Origin of the sequence: Psychrobacillus sp. INOP01, assembly GCF_018140925.1 — a bacterium.
Lineage (GTDB): Bacteria > Bacillota > Bacilli > Bacillales_A > Planococcaceae > Psychrobacillus.
The window spans coordinates 3,393,620-3,411,437 of the sequence record NZ_CP073315.1 but is presented as its reverse complement, the minus strand read 5'-3'; the positions used below and the strand labels follow the sequence as shown (position 1 = coordinate 3,411,437).

Sequence of the window (17,818 nt, the reverse complement as noted above, 5' to 3'; positions counted from 1 at the left end):
CAATATATAAAAGGAGCTGAAAACGGATGAAAAAAATTTACACATTGCTTTCTATTCTATTACTAACAGTTCTTCTCGCGGCTTGTGGTACAAGCACAGCAACCGAGGATCAGGATGAGACCCAAGTAACAGGGAATGAAAATACGGAACAAACTACTTCTCCGGAGGAAACGGAGAATAATGAAGCAGAAACAGATGCATCACAATCCACTACTTCTCCTGAAAAAGTATTAGAAGGAACTACTACGGAAAGTGATAGCCAAAACTATTCCATCACTGTTATGGAAGGCTATGAGTTAACTGGCGAAGAACCTAACAAAGACTTGTTATTCAACCTAAACAACGATTTACAGTCAATGCGAATCGAAACTTTCTCTGCAGATGAAGCAACTATCGAAGTAATTAAAGAAAATTTAATTGCTACTTTACAAGCATCCAATGAATCTGCAACAGTTACTGAAATTAAAGATAAAAACCTAATTCCTACTAAAGATTTTATAGAAAATACTTCCTCTCATCAGATTGATACACCTGAAGGTAAGGTTTCAGGTTATGTGTTTGAACGAGAAGGACTCATTGTTAAACTAACAGTATTCGACACAGTTGATTCTCCTGCCCTCGAAACATTTGTACAGATGGCAGAAACAATTAAAGCGAAATAAGAAAAGATCAAGACCCTTTAAAGACAGATTTTTATTACCGACTTATTTTTTTGAGAGGCAGGTCGTGACTGACGTCACGACCTGCCTCTCTTTTTTCGGTTATCTTATGGGATTTTACTGCCCGTCGCCCGTCTAAAACTTTTAGAATCAGGTTAGTGCATTCTTGGATAATTAGAGAAGCGATTTTTCTCTCATATAATAAGCACCCGAAAATACAATTTCGGGCGCATCTCTTTTTCTTTATTGGATAGACACTTATTTTGCTATAAGAATAAATAAAAACTTCGATCCCATTTGCAAGGCTCGAAGTTTCTATTATTAATAAGATAAGTTTTTAATAGATAGACCTAGTTTTTTTAGGAGTTCAATTGCTTCTAGTTTCTCGTTTTCTGGCAATGCATCCATGAGTCTGATCAATTGTTCCTCATGACGTGGAAATAACTCATCCATAAACTTTGTACCTTCTTCAGAAATTTCTGCAAAGGTCACACGTCTATCAGTTGGACTCGATACTCGTCTAACGTATCCTCGTCCCTCTAGTTTATCAACAACATATGTGATAGAACCACTTGCCAATAAAATCTTATTGCCAATTTGCTGTAGTGGTTGTTTACCTTTATGATATAAAAGCTCTAACACAGCGAATTCCGTTGGATTTAAACCATTTTCTTGAAAGAACTGATTGGAACTTTCATGAATTACTTTGTGGGCACGTGACAATACAATAAATAGTTTTAATGCACTGTTTTGTTTTTCAGCTGTCATATTACGTCATCCTCACCTATATAAAATACATTACCCACTATTATATAGGTCCATGGTTTGTATTGTCAAAAAGCTTCACAAACTATTTTGGCACGGAAGGATAAAATCGAAAGTAGTACCTTCCCCAACTAAACTCTTAATCTCTATATTTCCACCATGTTCTTCTATAACTTTGTAGACATGTGATAATCCAAGACCTGTCCCAGTTGGTTTAGTAGTAAAAAATGGTTGGAAAATTTTATTGATATGTTCATCCTCAATCCCATGTCCTTGATCACTCACAGAAATACTAACAAAGTTTCCAAGCTTATTTGAAATAGTAATGTGGATATTTCCACCGTTAGGCATTGCTTCTATCCCATTTTTAATGGCATTTATAAATACCTGCTTCAATAATTGACTATCTCCAGAAACTTGACACTCTTTGTTTATTTGACTAGTAACATTAAGATTAATTGATTTTAATAATGCTTGAGGAGCCATAAAATTGACAACTTCTAAAATTGTATCTTCTACATTTATGACAGTAAACTTGGATTTACTCGGCTTTGAGAGTTCTAAAAATTGAGTGAGGATTTCTTCCATTTTATTTATTTCGTCATTTATAACAGTTAAGTATCGCTTTGCATCTTCTGTTGCATTTTGAGTTAATAGTTGTGTAAATCCTTTTAATGATGTCATAGGATTTCGAATTTCATGGGCTATACCTGCTGCTAGTTGTCCTAATGTGCGAAGTGATTCCGACTGATCGAGTCTTTTCTTCATATAGATTTTTTCTGATTCATCCTTTATCTCAACCAAATATAAACCACTATCGTTTTGTTTTGAAATTACTAGATGTACATATTTATATTCACCTACAAAAGTTTGAAATTCAACATGAGTCTCCAAATATCCGTCGTTGAGAAGTTTTTCTAAAAAGCTATCTTTTGCTTCAAGAGTCTCATTGAACAAACTATATAGATGTTGAGCATTCATGCCAATGAAGTCGCTTTTGTTTATGTGCAGAATTTTTTCGGCATATGAATTCAAATCTAAAATTATTCCTTTGTCATTAATAAAAATAAGTCCACTTGAAAAAAGCTGAAATATATGTTCAAACTTTTCCTTATACTCGTATTTTGTATACAAGCAATACACCAGCCTTTCTGAAAATTACTTACATCAAATTATAAATATGATTAGCTTAAATTTGTTTATTTATTCTGATTATTCCACATAATTGAATAGATTGACATAATTCTTATGACCTATATTGTAGACGGGATTATTGACTGATACAATAGAAATACAAAAAGGAGTTTATGAATCATGAATATAATATTGACCACTTTGAATGCGAAGTTTATTCACACTAATTTAGCACTACGCTGTTTAAAAGCTTACGCAGAACCCGAGTATCACCCCTCTATAGTAGAGTACACAATAAAAGATCCTACTTTTAATATTGTTGCCGATCTTTATCAAAAGAAGCCTAATGTTGTTGGTTTTAGCTGCTACATTTGGAACATTGAAGAAACGATAAAAGTAATTAAAATGCTAAAAACTGTCGATCCATCCGTTGTTGTCGTTTTAGGAGGTCCTGAAGTTTCCTATGATACAAATATCTGGTTACGACAAGTAAAAGAAATCGACTACGTAATCGTTGGCGAAGGGGAACAATCGTTTAAAGATTTGCTAGATTTTTTATCAAAGAAACAAATGATAAAAAAGGTTCCTGGTTTAGCTTATGTACAAGATGACAAATTTATACTAAATCCGCTACCACCAAAACTCGATTTAAGATTATCCCCCTCCCCTTACCGTTTTGAAGAGGATCTCCCTGATCTATCGAAACGTATCGTCTATGTGGAAACAAGTAGAGGTTGCCCGTTTTCTTGTCAATTTTGCTTATCTTCTATAGAAGTTGGCGTACGATATTTTAATCGGGATAAAGTAAAAGACGACATTCGTTTCTTGATGGAAAATGGCGCCAAAATTATTAAATTTGTGGATCGAACATTCAATATTAGTCGAAGTTATGCAATGGAAATGTTTCAATTTCTAATAGATGAGCATCAACCTGGAGTAGTTTTTCAATTTGAAATCACAGCAGATATAATGCGCCCTGAAGTTATTCAATTTTTAAACGAAAATGCTCCTGCGGGATTATTCCGATTTGAAATAGGCGTTCAATCTACAAACGATTTAACAAATGAACTTGTTCAACGTCGCCAAAACTTTGAAAAACTGAAACGAACTGTAACGATGGTTAAGAATGGCGGAAAGATTGATCAACATCTAGATTTAATCGCCGGTCTTCCAGAAGAGGATTATTCTTCTTTTAGAAATACATTTAATGAGGTTTTTGAGATGCGTCCTGAGGAACTTCAGTTAGGATTTTTAAAATTACTACGTGGAACTGGTCTACGCGTTGAAGCTAAAAAATATGGCTACGTATATGTAGATCAAGCCCCATACGAAATATTCTCTAATAATGTATTAAACTTTGATGATATTTTACGTATTAAACAAGTAGAAGATGTTTTAGAGAAATATTGGAATGCACACCGGATGGATAGCACACTCGAGTATTTATTCGAACATGTATTTGAAACTCCGTTCGATTTTTTCCAACAGTTCGGCACATTCTGGGAAGAGCGAAACTGGTCTAAAATCGGTCATCAACTAGAGGATTTATATACTAGACTCTATGCTTTCTTAGAAAGTCTAGATAATATTTCATTACCAACTATTCGAAGTGTTATGAAGTTGGATTATTTATCAAAACAAAAGTTCCAGCCTCGAAAGCCTTGGTGGAATAATGATCTTAGTAAGGAAGAACAATCTAAAATGTACAAATTATTACTAGAGGATCCGAGTCTAGCTGGAGAATCATTTACTACATTACAGTTGAATGAGCGAGAATTGTATAAACAAACATTTATCACACCTATTTCTATTGATGTAGATGCATTTATGCAAGGAACTATTGAGAAAAAAGAAGGATATTTGTTAACTACATTTGGTAAAACGGAGACTCCTCATTTATCTTTTGTTAATGAAATAACTGCCTCCCAAATTTAGTTGATTTAAAACTATGATTAAGAAAAGCGTAGTACGCCTTTTAAGTTCAAAACCTGTTTCTATCTTTTTCCGAAGTGCTTTGGATAGACTGGTTGCTATATTATTACAGGTTTAATTGAGGAAGAGGCTGGTCGTGACTATCGTCACGACCAGCCTCTCTTCTTTCGGTAATCTTATGGAGTTTATCTTTCCGTCGCTCTCCTACAACTTTTAGAAACAGGTTAGTGCCTTTTTGGATAACTAGGGAAAAGATGCTTTCCTATTAATTGAATAAGCGCCCGAAGATACATTTTTGGTCGCTTCAGCGATTACAGGATGATAATACATTCACTACACCTTCCTATCATCTAAAACGCTAAGTAGTGTGGCTTTGCTAAATCTAATTCTTGTATTTACTCACATAATTGATTGTAGTGGAGATCGTCGACTCCGGCGGGATGAGTGAGACTGATGTAACATCACAACGAACGCGAAGCGGCGGTGATCGTTCATCGCTCACCCCGCGGAAAGCGCCAGCCTGAAACGGAAATCAGCGGTATCGTTTAATTCTTTAAAGGACTATGAACCCAGTGTTCACGCTCTATTTTTATAAACTTTCCTTTAAAAATAACCGAGCAATAAGTCCATTGCTCGGCTTTTGATATTACCCAATAATTACACGCTCTTTTGGGTAATGATATTTTGTTTTGTTGTGTTTCCCTCCTAAAGTAAACAGGAAGGATATTAAACCTACTCGCCCTATAAACATCAGAATCATAATTGTTATTTTCCCTATATTTGACAAATCCTCTGTAATTCCGAGACTCATACCACATGTTCCGAAAGCTGACGTAATTTCAAAAATTAAAGAGGAAATTGGTACATCAGGCTCCGTAACGGAAAGTAACAGTGTAGCCGTGAAAACCATAACTAAAGCAAGAATAATGACAGCATATGAACGATAAACATCTATTAAGTGAATTTCTCGATTAAATATTTGAATATTGTCTTTTCCTCTTGAAAAATGGATTAAAAATAGGAGCGCAATGGCAAAAGTTGTAGTACGAATTCCACCACCGACAGAACTTGGAGAAGCTCCGATAAACATTAGAACACTCATTAAAAAATTGGTACCCTCACTAAATAACGTAACATCCATAGTCGTTAAACCCGCTGAGCGTGTGGATACGGAATGAAAAAATGCGGTAAAAAACTTCTCATGCCATGGCATACCCTTAAAGGAATGAAAAAGCTCTAATATAAAAATCATAACTGTTCCAAATAACAGAAGTACTCCATATGTAATGGTTGTTAACTTTGTAAATAAAGAAAAACGGAAATTTTTGTTTTTGTTTGATAAAAACTCTTTTACTTCAATTAAAACCGGAAAACCTATTGCTCCAAAAACGATTAATATACTTGTTATCGTTTGCACAAAATAATCATTATGGTATGCAAATAATGATTGTCCAGTAATATCAAACCCTGCATTAGTTGTTGCTGATACAGATGTGAATATTCCATGTATTGCTGCTTGTTCTAGCGTATCAAAATACTTTGTAAAATATAAAGTTAATAGTATCGCACCGATAATTTGAACTAATAGCAGAATTTTAACAATCTCTTTAATTAGATGAACAACTCCTGATAAGTTGGATTGGTTATGATCGACCATTATTAACTGCCTTTCACGAAGTCCAATCTTCTTTCCTGCTATCAACCAGATAAATGTCCCTAACGACATAATTCCAATTCCACCAAGTTGTAAAATAAGAATAATCATGAAATAGCCAAATACACTGTAAGTTTCCAAAATACTAACCGCAGTTAAACCAGTAACGGAAACAGCGCTCACAGCGGTAAACAGACTATCAATGAATGCTACTTCAACCCCAGGTTTATGCACTCCTGGTAAACGAAGAAGTATAACAGAAATAGCAATGGCAATGAAATAATAAGTGACAATGACTTGAGCAGGTGTAAATTTCAATTTCTTTTTTAGTTGTGGCTTCTTCATTTTTTTATTCCTTTCGGTATTCCGAGTAATCATTATCTCATTGTAAAAAAAATAAGCGTAAAAAGATAGTTAAAACTATCTTTTTACGCTTATCCTATAATTATTTCGCTGTTTTTTTCTCTTTCATAACCCCTAATACGTAACCGCCAATAGCAATAACAAGTAAAACGGTCCAGAAAGTTAACTTCCATGGAGTAGAATGTGGGAAATGCTCATCTAACACTCCTACACCAGGGTGAGATAATGTCATAACCGCAAGTTTAACCCCAACCCATCCAACGATTAAAAATGCTGCTGTTTCTAATGTAGGCATCTTCTCCAGTAATTGAACGAATTTATGTGCAGCAAATCGCATAATTACTAAACCGATAACTCCACCTAAGAACATTACTGCGAACTGTCCACCATTAATACCACCAACTTCAAATTCTCCCAAATGTGGTAATGTAACAGCTATTGCAACTGCAGCTAACATAGAATCAATAGCAAATGCTATATCTGCAAGTTCTACTTTTAAAACAGTCATCCAAAAGCCAGAGCCTTTTTTAGGTTCCACACCTTCAACATCCAAGTGTGGCCCAGGTGTTTTCCGCTGATCATAAATATGTTTAATCGATATGAATAACAGGTATGCCGCTCCAAGTGCTTGAACCTGCCAAATGTTCACTAAGAAAGTGATCATAAATAACGCTAAAAATCTAAATACAAACGCACCTAACAAACCATAAAATAACGCTTTTTTCTGTTGTGCTTTCGGCAAATGTTTTACCATTACTGCCATTACTACTGCATTATCTGCTGCTAATAAACCTTCTAAACCTACTAGCACAAGTAATACCCATCCGTACTCCAATAATATTGACGTATCCATCAAAATCCTCCTTTTTGCATATAAAAAGACCCCTGCCTTTTAAAAAGGCAAAGGTCTTGCTAAGCAAAAATAATAAAATTGCTATCATAACCGGTGGCAATACCACGTAATGACGACTATGAAATAGGTTTCCCTATAGCTACTCCCCTTTGACGTTAGTCAAGAGTCTATTTAATTATGTAATTAATTATAACATATTCAAAGCTTTTGTAAACTCATAACTACTTTATTGGAATATGAAATGCTGAATCGTCCTTATGGGCATTATAAAATGTGATCATAGAAGGAATAGATTGTATAAAATCTGGACATGAAATTTTTCCTTTTTCTAGAATGGATTCGGCATTTGTCGTATCAAATGTAGCATTCCAAGTTAAATAATCTAATGTTTCTTTTTCTACCTGTAAAAATTTTCGAACAGGATACAATCCAACAGAGGATTTTGCAATAGGTAATGGGAGTCTCCATTTTGGAAACTTCCCGGTAATTTCTTTCACAAATGCTCTATAAACCTCTTCAACTGGATAAGGCTGTGGATCGGTTAAATGTATAGTTTGACCAATCGCTTCGTCACTAAAGGAACAATAGATTGATGCCTTAGTTATAAAATCACTTGGAACAACATTAATATATGAGTTTGATTTACCTAAATACGGAATGATAGGCAACTTCCTTAATTTTGAAATCATATTAACAAAGAAATAAGGACCATCAAACTTAATCGTTTCTCCAGTTTCTGAATGACCCCTTACAATCCCAGGTCGAATAATTGTAACTGGAATCGTTTCTTTTAGTTTTTCCACAAGTAACTCTGCTTCATATTTCGTTTCTTCATAATGATTTTTAAACCCATCCGGTCGAATTAATTCAGTTTCTAACAATTTACCTTCTCTTAAACCTGCCACATATGCTGTACTAAAATATACATATCGTTTTAGTTTGGAGAACTGAGTGACTACTTTATTAAACATATCTGTACCATGGACATTCACTTTCCAGGCAATTTCTTTTGATACAGCTAAATCATAAATAGCAGCAAGATGCCAAACGTATTCAACATCGTTTCGCAACTTTTTAAGAAAAGCCTCTTGAATTCCGGCTTCTGGAAGGGTTATATCTCCTTCTACGATCTCAATTAATGGAGTATGTAATTGGTCTTGATAAATTTCCTCAATCATTTTTTCTGCTAATCCTGTCTGCGAAGGTAGAACAAGTACATAAATTTTTGAATAAGCTTTCTGCTGCCTTAACTCTTTTATAATATTCTTTGCCAAAAATCCTGGAAATCCTGTCATCAAAGCAATGGACATGTGTAACACCCCTTTTTTCCATTATACGTAAAAAGAGTCTCCAATTGAAGACTCTCCCTAATAATTATCCGAATATTACGTTTATATTTTTTTTCTAGTTTCTTTATCAAATAAACTGTAGATTATTGGAACTACGTATAGAGTGAGGAAAGTAGAACTTACTAATCCCCCAATAACAGTTATAGCCATTGGCTGATTGATTTCAGTACCTTCTCCTATACCTAAAGCTAAAGGCACAAGTCCTAATATTGTCGTCAACGCAGTCATCAATATGGGGCGAACACGATCACGGACAGATGTAATAATTGCCTCGTATGAAGACATACCATCCATTTTTCGTTGATTAATATAATCGACTAGGACGATACCATTGTTTACTACAATTCCAACCAATATCAAAATTCCAATTATGGCAGAAATACTGATTGGCAAATTCGTGGTAAAGAGTCCTATGAAAATACCTATGACTATAAGCGGAACGGTAAACATAATAACAAAAGGATATTTATATGATTCAAACTGGGCTGCCATCACAATAAATACTAGTACTACTGCCAGTAATACTGCCAATATCATATCATTCTTGGAGTTATCCAATAATTCTCGGTCACCACCAAAAGATATTGCAATATCCTCTGAAAATTTCTGATCCTGTATAATCTCGTCAACTAAATCTGACATTTCACCAAGTGAATACATGGACTCATATTTTACTGAAAATGACACCGCACTAGCTTGGTCAACACTTCGAATTGCGATGGGCCCTTCTGCTATTTCCACATTTGCAACCTCTTGTAGTGCAATATACTGACCTGATGGAGTACGTAATTGCAATTGCTTTAATTGTTCCAAATTACTTCGATACATTTCATCATATTTCACATAAACGCCTAATACTTTGTCGTTGTTATCAATTATTTGAGAAGTTAATACCCCTCTCGTCATATTATTTACGGTCTGCGCAATTTGGGCGGGAGCAATTCCATATTCTGTAGCCTTCTCTCGAATGACATTAATCTGGACCTCTTCCATCTTAGTGCTTAAGTCATTTGTAACTTTGACAACTCCATCTAAGCTACCTAAATCTTGTTGTAAGTTAGTTACTGCTGCGTCCAATATGCTCTTATCGTTAGATGACACTGTAAATGACACAACATTTGGTGAAGAACCAGAAGCAGTCTGCACATTGAAATTAATTTCTGCATCATCTCCAACAGCTTTTACCACTTTTGGCTGCACTTCATCTACAAAAGTAAAAACGGAACGATTTCTATCCTCTAATGCTTTTAACTTCACTGAAATTTCAGCTGTATTAGAACTTGAGCTTCCTCTAGACTGCCCTTCTTGACTACCTCCTACAAAGCTCACATAAACTTCTATATCCTCTTCTTTTTGTAGGATATCTTCTACTTTATTCACCACTGTATCTGTCGCTGTAAAAGAGGAGCCCTTTTCAAGATTTACTGAAATAGTGACAAATCCTTCGTCCGTTGCTGGCAAAAATTCTGTTCCAACTCGGAGCAAACCGATTACGGAAACAATTAACAGAATAACAGTAATCATTAAAATCATTGCACGATGACCTAATGTCCACTTAATCGATCGTTCAAAATTATTATAAGCTTTCGATCTTCTTCGTTTAGCTTCCAGATTTCCTCTTGGCTTTTTCAGTAACTTACTTGCCATCATTGGAATAACAGTTATAGCTACTACCAATGAAGCAAGCAAACTAAAAGAAATCGTAAGTGCAAATTCGGTAAATATCTGCCCTATTAAGCCAGAAAGAAATAGAACAGGAACAAAAACAGCTATAGTAGTCAAAGTTGAGGCAGTAATAGCACCAGCAACCTCCTTCGTACCAATACTTGCTGCTTCTTTAGGTGTCTTTCCTAATCCTAAATGTCTTTCGATATTCTCTATAACAACGATGGAGTTATCAACAAGCATCCCAATGCCAAGTGCTAGTGCCCCTAAGGTCATAATATTAAGCGAAAACCCAGCAAAATACATAAGAACAAACGTTACAATAACGGAATACGGGATTGCTGCTCCAACAATAATTGGACTTCTAATGCCTTTTAAGAATATAAACAAAATAATCATCGCCAATAACCCACCCGTAATTAGGGTAGTTCCAATATTATTAATGGCAACTTTTACATAGTCCCCTTGATCGAAAAGTATATTTGCGTTGACATCCTGGAACGCTTCTTTTTCCAGTTGCTTATCTAGTTCATTTTGAAAAGCTGTAGAGACATTCGCTGTATTAGCATTAGATTCTTGAAATACAGATAACAAAACAGCCGGTTCATCATTCGCTCTAGTTTCAGAAAATTGTTCTTGCTTCGTTAAATCGACAGTCGCCACATCTGCAATTGTGACTGCCGTTCCATCCAACGGATTAACTGTTACTACCAATTTTTTTATATCTTCGACAGATGTTAACGTGCTAATTATTCTAGTAGTTAATGATTTATCCTCATCTGTTTCAATGGGATTACCTGGAAGGGAGATATTATTCGCTTGAATGACTTGTACAATATCTGTTTGTGTAAGTCCTTTGTTTTTTAATTTCTCTTGGTCCAATAATATCTGTACTTCTTCCACCAAAGAACCGGATACATTGACACTTGCGACTCCTTCTGTTCTTAACAATTCTTTCTCTAATTGCTTCGCTATCTGCTGAATATCCGTTTTTGAATCCTTCGTATTCAATGATAGCTGGATGACTGGGAATTGGGCAGGATCGAACTTCAAGAATCTTGGTTTGTCTGCTCCATCAGGAAGAGGTGTAATATCGATGCGCTGCATGACATCTAACTGAATTGCATCCATATCTGTAGACCAATCGAATTCTAATAAGATGAAATTAGCCCCTTCTTGTGATGTACTATTCACAGATTCAATACCTGGTAAAGTACTCAAGGAGGATTCCAAAGGCTTCGTAATTTTTTCATCTACCTCAATTGGACTTGCACCTTGATAGTTCGTGACAACGACTGCAATAGGAGGATTTAAATCTGGTATTAAGGTAACAGGTATTTTAAAAAATGAAACCCCACCTAGAATTATGACTAAGAACATAATAACAGTTGTAAATACGGGTCTTTTTATCGAAAAATCACTAATTTTCATTTACGGGGGACCACCTTCTTATTTGCTCTTTCTATCATATGCTCTACAGAAGAAGAGTTCAAATTTTTATCACGTGTAATGCATTGACAGTGTTGATCTATTAAGATGAGTTTTATGAACCAAAGTTATCGCGAGCAAATAGTATAGAAAATAGAGATTTGCCCATATAAATGCTCTCTTCCCGGATGTGCGCTTGCCGCACGCTACGCATGAGCCTTCAGGATGATCGCTACGCCCCTTCATCCTTTTTGAAGTCTCATTCTTCGCGCTCATGCGGCTTGGAAGACGCACATCCTATAGATTGATACTGGATAAATATTCCTTTTCGTAAGTAAATCTATATTGAGAGCAAGTAAGTCTGTTTTGACCGCATGTAAGATATAGCAAAGCGCAAGTATATTCAAAGTAATCGAAAGTAATCGACAATCCAACGTAAGTAAATAGGATTGAGGATAGAGATTTTCCCATATAGATGCTCTCTACCCGGATGTGCACTTGCCACAGCCGCACATCCTATAGATTGCTACAGAAAAGGAAATCACTATTAAAGGAATTAATTTACTGTAAGTATGCTTTTTTAAATCATTATTTTTTTAATAAATGCACTGCTCAATTTCTAATTAATATCTACTTATATTTGATTGGAGCTCAAGGCATCGACTCAAGTGGGAACAGCAAATGTTTTCTGCATCGAAAGCGAAGCGTCAGGTACACGAGCTGAAAGCCCCGCAGGAACGCATTCAGGGGACAAAGATTAGGTGCATCGTGTGGCAACGCCTTTGCGACCAACATCCTGTTGGTACGAGGAGATTAAGCCGTGCCCGCTTAAAGGGCCCGCATGGAGCGTAAATAAACATTGTTTAGATTTCACTACTAATTACTTTTTTATTAAATTGACTCGAATAGATGAAATATCTTTATTATTAGAAGTCTTCAATCGCAAATGCTTTCCTTCAAAAATAGAAAGAGGTCACCTTATAGGCAACCTCTTGGATATTAAAGTAAATTATAAAGCTTAATGTGCTCATATTTGTCCTGGAACCAACGAGTGGCGAACTCATTTTCAAATAAGAATACATAGTTATCATAACGATCTCTTACAAGCATAGAACGTGGTCCTGTCATAGATTCCTTCACTTCTTCTTCGTTCTCAATCCATCGAGCTACTTTAGATCCGATTGGTTCCATTCGGACCTCCACATTATATTCACTATTCATACGATGCTCAAACACTTCAAATTGAAGCTGTCCAACAGCACCTAAAATAATTTCCTCAGTGTGAAGTGTTTTATAGTACTGAATGGCTCCTTCTTGTACTAATTGTAAAATTCCCTTGTGGAAATGCTTCGACTTCAATACGTTTTTAGCAGTTACTTTAACAAATAGTTCAGGTGTAAATTGTGGAAGTTTCTCATAAGTAAAAGCTTTCTTGCCTCCGACAACCGTGTCTCCTATTTGATAATTCCCCACATCGTAAAGTCCAATAATATCTCCTGCAACTGCCGTTTCAACTGTTTCACGATCATCGGCTAAGAACTGAGTTGACTGCGTCACTTTAAACGTTTTTCCTGTACGAGCTAAAGTAACCGTCATGCCTCTCTCAAACCTACCGGAAACGATACGAACAAATGCAATACGGTCACGGTGAGCTGGGTTCATATTCGCTTGAATTTTAAAGATAAAACCAGAGAAGTCTTCGTTTAACGGATTGATTTCTTCTTCCTTTTCTGTCATGCGAGGCTGAGGAGTTGGTGCAAACTGTAAATACGTTTCTAAAAATGTTTGTACCCCGAAATTAGTTAATGCACTACCGAAGAATACTGGAGTCAAATCTCCATTCAATACTTTTTCCTTATCAAAATCATTCCCAGCTTCGTTTAGCAACATGATATCTTCTATGGCCTGAGTGTAGTAGGAAGTTTTTTTCATCGAATGATCGACTGCAAGCTCTCCCTCTTCATCTAAAGGAAGAAATCTCTCCGATTCTTCTGTACGGAATTGCTCAATTCGTCCATTATAACGATCATAGATACCTAAGAACTCTTTACCCATACCAATTGGCCAGTTCATTGCATAAGATTGAATGCCAAGAACCTCTTCTAGCTCTTCCATTAGTTCAAGTGGTTCTTTCCCTTGACGGTCAAGTTTGTTTATAAAAGTAAAAATAGGAATGCCTCTCATACGACAAACTTTAAATAGTTTTAACGTTTGTGCTTCAATACCTTTGGCAGCATCGACAATCATTACTGCACTATCAACTGCCATCAATGTACGATACGTATCCTCACTAAAATCCTGATGTCCAGGTGTATCCAATATATTTATACGACAATTATTATAGTCAAATTGCATAACGGAGGATGTTACCGAAATTCCACGTTGCTTTTCGATTTCCATCCAGTCAGATGTTGCAAATTTCCCTGATTTTTTTCCTTTGACTGTACCTGCATCACGAATAGCTCCACCAAAGAATAAAAGCTTTTCCGTAATAGTTGTTTTACCAGCATCCGGGTGGGAAATAATTGCAAAAGTTCTTCGCTTCAATATTTCATCTTGTAATTTTATATCCATTCTGTTATATCTCCTTCTTATTCACTTACTAATCATATGGATTTAGGGAGCAAAAAACAAGTAAAAAAGAATCGGTTTTACCCGATTCTTAAGAAATTTGTGTGTTTACATAGCTATACAAAAGTTTAGCTGTGTTTTCCAATGAATCAATATGTGTACGTTCATATGCGTGAGAAGCTTCAATTCCTGGTCCCAATAGAGCATGCTTCACATCATACCCAGCACGAATAGCTGCCGAAGCATCTGATCCATAGTAAGGATAAATATCTAATTTATAATCGATATTCTCTTTTTTAGCCAGTTCTACTATTTGACGAGTTAATTCATAATGATATGGTCCAGAAGAATCTTTTGCACAAATAGACACTGTATACTCATCCGACGATTGTCCGTCTCCAATAGCACCCATATCAACAGCCAAATATTCTACTGTTTCTGCAGGTACGTTTGAGTTACCCCCATATCCAATCTCCTCATTATTGGAAATATAGAAATGTGTTGTATGTGGTAAAGTGACATTTGTATCTTGAATTGTTTTGATTAATTGAAGTAGTAATGCTGTACTCGCTTTATCGTCAAGATGACGGGATTTGATAAAACCATTTTCAGTTTCTTCGAATCGAGGATCGAATGAAACAAAATCCCCCACCTCTACACCTAACTTGCGTGTATCTTCAGCAGTTAATACTTTTTCATCTATACGGACTTCGATATTTTGTTCATCTCGAGGTAAAGCACTAGCGTTTTTATATACATGCACAGTTGTTTGGTGCATTAAAATAGTACCACGAATTTTTTTACCATCCGCTGTATGAATAGTACAATATTCACCTTCCACTGCATTCCAATTAAAGCCACCGACCATAGTAAGTTTTAATCTACCGCTTCCTTTAACTTCTTTTACCATCGCACCTAAAGTATCTGTATGCGCAGTTAAAAGTCGATGCTTCGTTTCATCTGTTCCTTGTATTGTAGCGATTAACGCACCTTTATTTGTCCGAATATAATCCACTTGCAGTTGCTTTAAAATATTCTCCATAAAGTCCATGATCTCTTTTGTATAACCAGACGGACTTGGAATTTCCACCAATTGTTTTAATAATGTAACCGTTTCTTTTGCATGAAAAGTAAATGTCATTGATATATCCTCCTTCAATTCCTTGTTATTATCTTATCAGAGTCTTATATATTTTTTAATACAAAATTTGGTACTTGATGCGCTTCTAAAGGTTTTGAGTAGTAATATCCTTGAACAGTGTGACAGTCATGATTCTTCAAAAACTTAATAACCTCTAAAGTTTCTACTCCCTCTGCAACTACCTCTAGTCCTAAACTATGACCTATCCTAATTATAGAGGATACAATCACTTCATCTCTGCCTATTAACACTCGGTCCATGAGACTACGGTCAATTTTTAATGTATGAATCGGCAGCTCACTTAAATATCGGAAATTAGAAAAACCGGAACCAAAATCATCCATTGCTAGCTTAATTCCAAGTTTCTCTAATTCATATAATAGCTTCAATAATCTATCCATATTTTTCATTAATATATTTTCTGTCATTTCAATTTCCAAATACTCTGGAGGTAACCCCGTTTTCTTTAAAATTGCATGCAGGTTTGCTAAAAAGTCATATTGCTCTAGCTCTACGGGACTTATATTGACGGAAATAGTTTGAAAAGGAATCCCTTGTCGAATCCACGTTGCACCTTGTCTGCAAGCTTCTTCTAATACGTACTTTCCAATTGATATAATGAGACCAGTTTCTTCTGCGAAAGGTATGAAGTCGTTTGGAGGAATAATTTCTTTGCCTTTTTTATTCCAACGAATTAATGCTTCATAGCCATGAATAGATTCACTTTTCAAATTGACTTTAGGCTGATAGACGAGGTAAAACTCATTATTATCTAGCCCTGATCGGATATCACTTTCTAAACCCACCTTGTTGACATAACCTTCCATATGTTTTACATCGAATAGCACAGCATTTCGTTTGCCATACTCCTTAGAAATATTTAATGCTAAGTCAGCTGCACGATGAATTTCCATATAATTGGACCCATGTAGTGGAAAGCAAGCTATACCGATTGAACAAGAAATATGTATTTCCATTTCTTCAATACTAAATGGCTCTTCAATCTTTTGTATTACTAGCTTTGCGTCTTCTAGCGTCGTAATATCTTTTTGTTGTTCCACAATCAGCACAACAAATTCATCCCCGCCGATACGATATAACTCTCCTACATGTTTATAGAAATTTTTAATTCTCGTCGCAACTAACTTTAACAGGGAATCTCCGGTAACATGCCCTAAGGAATCATTAATGTTTTTAAAACGATCCAAATCAATATACACAAAACTAAAAGGCGAGTAATTGTTTATCATTTGTACAATATCTCTTTCTAGCGCAGCGGTGTTATAGGTATTTGTCAAATGATCACGATACGCAAGCTCAGCAAGTTTAGTTCTCGTGGATTCAAGTTCCGTTATATCATTGCCAATTCCAATCGCACCACTTATTATTCCATTTTGTTCAATTGGAGAGATTGTAATATGTATACATCTATCACCTAACCATTCATTATAGGAGACTTCCTCACCAATATTAACTTTGTTTAGATAAAATAATAATCGATCAGTCATCTCTTCTGAAAAATATGTATTTATACTATAGATAGGACTTAATATTTTATTCTTAATAAAATCACTGTTAGGTTGAATAGTTTGTAGCCCTTTATTTGCTAAATAGTCTGAGGCCACTTTCCCTGTCAATAATGAAAAACCATAATTGTTATCATTATCTTTTTCCACTTTGAAGACTAAATTGTTTATGTGGTGTACTACTGTTTCAAAAGATGATAATAGTTTGGATTTTAATAATATTTCCTTTTCTTTTTCTAGTGTAATATCAGTACGGATACTTAGAAAGTAAGTTTCATTGGAATATGTTTCAATAGGTATTATGTAAGTTTTTACCCAATAAATTTCACCGTTCTTGCGTCTATTGCAGATTTCACCTGTCCATGTGTGTCCTTTAAGAATGGTTGACCACATTTCTTTAAAGAAAGAACTTGGATGAGTTTTCGAATTAATAATTTTATGTGTATTTCCTATTAATTCTTCCTTTGAATATCCTGTAATATCACTAAAGCGATTATTAACGAATAATATTTGTCCTGACTTATTTGTAACAGCTATTATCATCGTTTCATTCACTGCATAATCCATAAGCTCCATCTTAAAAAAGGCATCGTCTAGCTTTTCCTGAAGTGCCATATCGCTCGCCAATGACTCATTGAAAATTGCAGTTTTAACTTTATATAATAGTTCATCGGTGTTCGTGTTAAATACAGACTTCATCCTGCTTCCCCCACCCCAAGAAAATGATTAATTAGTATCAACATTACATATAATATTAGTAAAATAGTCTCTGTTTGTC

Annotated in this window: 11 protein-coding genes; 2 read left to right on the top strand and 9 right to left on the bottom strand. The window is 35.3% G+C overall.

Annotated elements, in window-relative coordinates; translation table 11 throughout:
- Positions 1 to 26: 26 nt before the first annotated feature.
- A complete protein-coding gene (locus KD050_RS16655) occupies positions 27 to 662 on the top strand; it encodes a hypothetical protein (RefSeq protein WP_211893449.1) in 636 nt (211 codons plus the stop codon).
- 318 nt (positions 663 to 980) lie between these two features.
- Here KD050_RS16655 and KD050_RS16650 read toward each other — a convergent pair whose 3' ends face one another.
- Together KD050_RS16650 and KD050_RS16645 are read right to left on the bottom strand one after the other, a co-directional pair.
- A complete protein-coding gene (locus tag KD050_RS16650) occupies positions 981 to 1,427 on the bottom strand; it encodes a MarR family winged helix-turn-helix transcriptional regulator (RefSeq protein WP_211893448.1) in 447 nt (148 codons plus the stop codon).
- 75 nt (positions 1,428 to 1,502) lie between these two features.
- Positions 1,503 to 2,558 carry an ATP-binding protein gene (locus KD050_RS16645; protein WP_211893447.1) on the bottom strand — a complete coding sequence of 352 codons (1,056 nt, stop codon included), beginning with the start codon at positions 2,556 to 2,558 and terminating at the stop codon, positions 1,503 to 1,505.
- A 180-nt stretch (positions 2,559 to 2,738) separates the two neighbouring features.
- Between KD050_RS16645 and KD050_RS16640 the strand changes: the two genes are divergently transcribed.
- The gene (locus tag KD050_RS16640; RefSeq protein WP_211893446.1) at positions 2,739 to 4,493 is read left to right on the top strand and encodes a B12-binding domain-containing radical SAM protein; all 1,755 of its coding nucleotides are present in this window, start codon (positions 2,739 to 2,741) and stop codon (positions 4,491 to 4,493) included.
- A 643-nt stretch (positions 4,494 to 5,136) separates the two neighbouring features.
- Here the strand turns inward: KD050_RS16640 and KD050_RS16635 are convergent.
- The 7 genes from KD050_RS16635 to KD050_RS16605 form a co-directional block, all read right to left on the bottom strand.
- On the bottom strand, positions 5,137 to 6,522 hold the full coding sequence (locus KD050_RS16635) for a TrkH family potassium uptake protein (RefSeq protein ID WP_211893445.1): 1,386 nt from the start codon (positions 6,520 to 6,522) through the stop codon (positions 5,137 to 5,139).
- 67 nt (positions 6,523 to 6,589) lie between these two features.
- The gene (locus KD050_RS16630) at positions 6,590 to 7,360 is read right to left on the bottom strand and encodes a TerC family protein (protein ID WP_211893444.1); all 771 of its coding nucleotides are present in this window, start codon (positions 7,358 to 7,360) and stop codon (positions 6,590 to 6,592) included.
- 221 nt (positions 7,361 to 7,581) lie between these two features.
- The gene (locus KD050_RS16625; RefSeq protein ID WP_211893443.1) at positions 7,582 to 8,670 is read right to left on the bottom strand and encodes an SDR family oxidoreductase; all 1,089 of its coding nucleotides are present in this window, start codon (positions 8,668 to 8,670) and stop codon (positions 7,582 to 7,584) included.
- Between the two features lie 81 nt (positions 8,671 to 8,751).
- Positions 8,752 to 11,805 carry an efflux RND transporter permease subunit gene (locus KD050_RS16620; RefSeq protein ID WP_211893442.1) on the bottom strand — a complete coding sequence of 1,018 codons (3,054 nt, stop codon included), beginning with the start codon at positions 11,803 to 11,805 and terminating at the stop codon, positions 8,752 to 8,754.
- A 996-nt stretch (positions 11,806 to 12,801) separates the two neighbouring features.
- Positions 12,802 to 14,376 (bottom strand): peptide chain release factor 3, encoded by a 1,575-nt coding sequence (locus tag KD050_RS16615; protein ID WP_211893441.1) that lies wholly within the window; start codon positions 14,374 to 14,376, stop codon positions 12,802 to 12,804.
- A gap of 88 nt (positions 14,377 to 14,464) precedes the next feature.
- Entirely contained in the window at positions 14,465 to 15,514 is a 1,050-nt protein-coding gene (locus KD050_RS16610; RefSeq protein WP_211893440.1) for a M42 family metallopeptidase, read from the bottom strand.
- Between the two features lie 44 nt (positions 15,515 to 15,558).
- Complete coding sequence (locus KD050_RS16605) at positions 15,559 to 17,739, bottom strand: sensor domain-containing protein (protein WP_211893439.1); 2,181 nt, start codon at positions 17,737 to 17,739, stop codon at positions 15,559 to 15,561.
- Positions 17,740 to 17,818 lie beyond the last annotated feature (79 nt).

What these genes read in the sequence shown, in the direction of transcription:
- KD050_RS16615 (WP_211893441.1), bottom strand. Translation starts at nt 14,376, where the DNA reads ATGGATATAAAATTACAAGATGAAATATTGAAGCGAAGAACTTTTGCA.
- KD050_RS16625 (WP_211893443.1), bottom strand. Translation starts at nt 8,670, where the DNA reads ATGTCCATTGCTTTGATGACAGGATTTCCAGGATTTTTGGCAAAGAAT.
- KD050_RS16650 (WP_211893448.1), bottom strand. Translation starts at nt 1,427, where the DNA reads ATGACAGCTGAAAAACAAAACAGTGCATTAAAACTATTTATTGTATTG.
- KD050_RS16655 (WP_211893449.1), top strand. Translation starts at nt 27, where the DNA reads ATGAAAAAAATTTACACATTGCTTTCTATTCTATTACTAACAGTTCTT.
- KD050_RS16640 (WP_211893446.1), top strand. Translation starts at nt 2,739, where the DNA reads ATGAATATAATATTGACCACTTTGAATGCGAAGTTTATTCACACTAAT.
- KD050_RS16620 (WP_211893442.1), bottom strand. Translation starts at nt 11,805, where the DNA reads ATGAAAATTAGTGATTTTTCGATAAAAAGACCCGTATTTACAACTGTT.
- KD050_RS16635 (WP_211893445.1), bottom strand. Translation starts at nt 6,522, where the DNA reads ATGATTACTCGGAATACCGAAAGGAATAAAAAAATGAAGAAGCCACAA.
- KD050_RS16605 (WP_211893439.1), bottom strand. Translation starts at nt 17,739, where the DNA reads ATGAAGTCTGTATTTAACACGAACACCGATGAACTATTATATAAAGTT.
- KD050_RS16630 (WP_211893444.1), bottom strand. Translation starts at nt 7,360, where the DNA reads ATGGATACGTCAATATTATTGGAGTACGGATGGGTATTACTTGTGCTA.
- KD050_RS16610 (WP_211893440.1), bottom strand. Translation starts at nt 15,514, where the DNA reads ATGACATTTACTTTTCATGCAAAAGAAACGGTTACATTATTAAAACAA.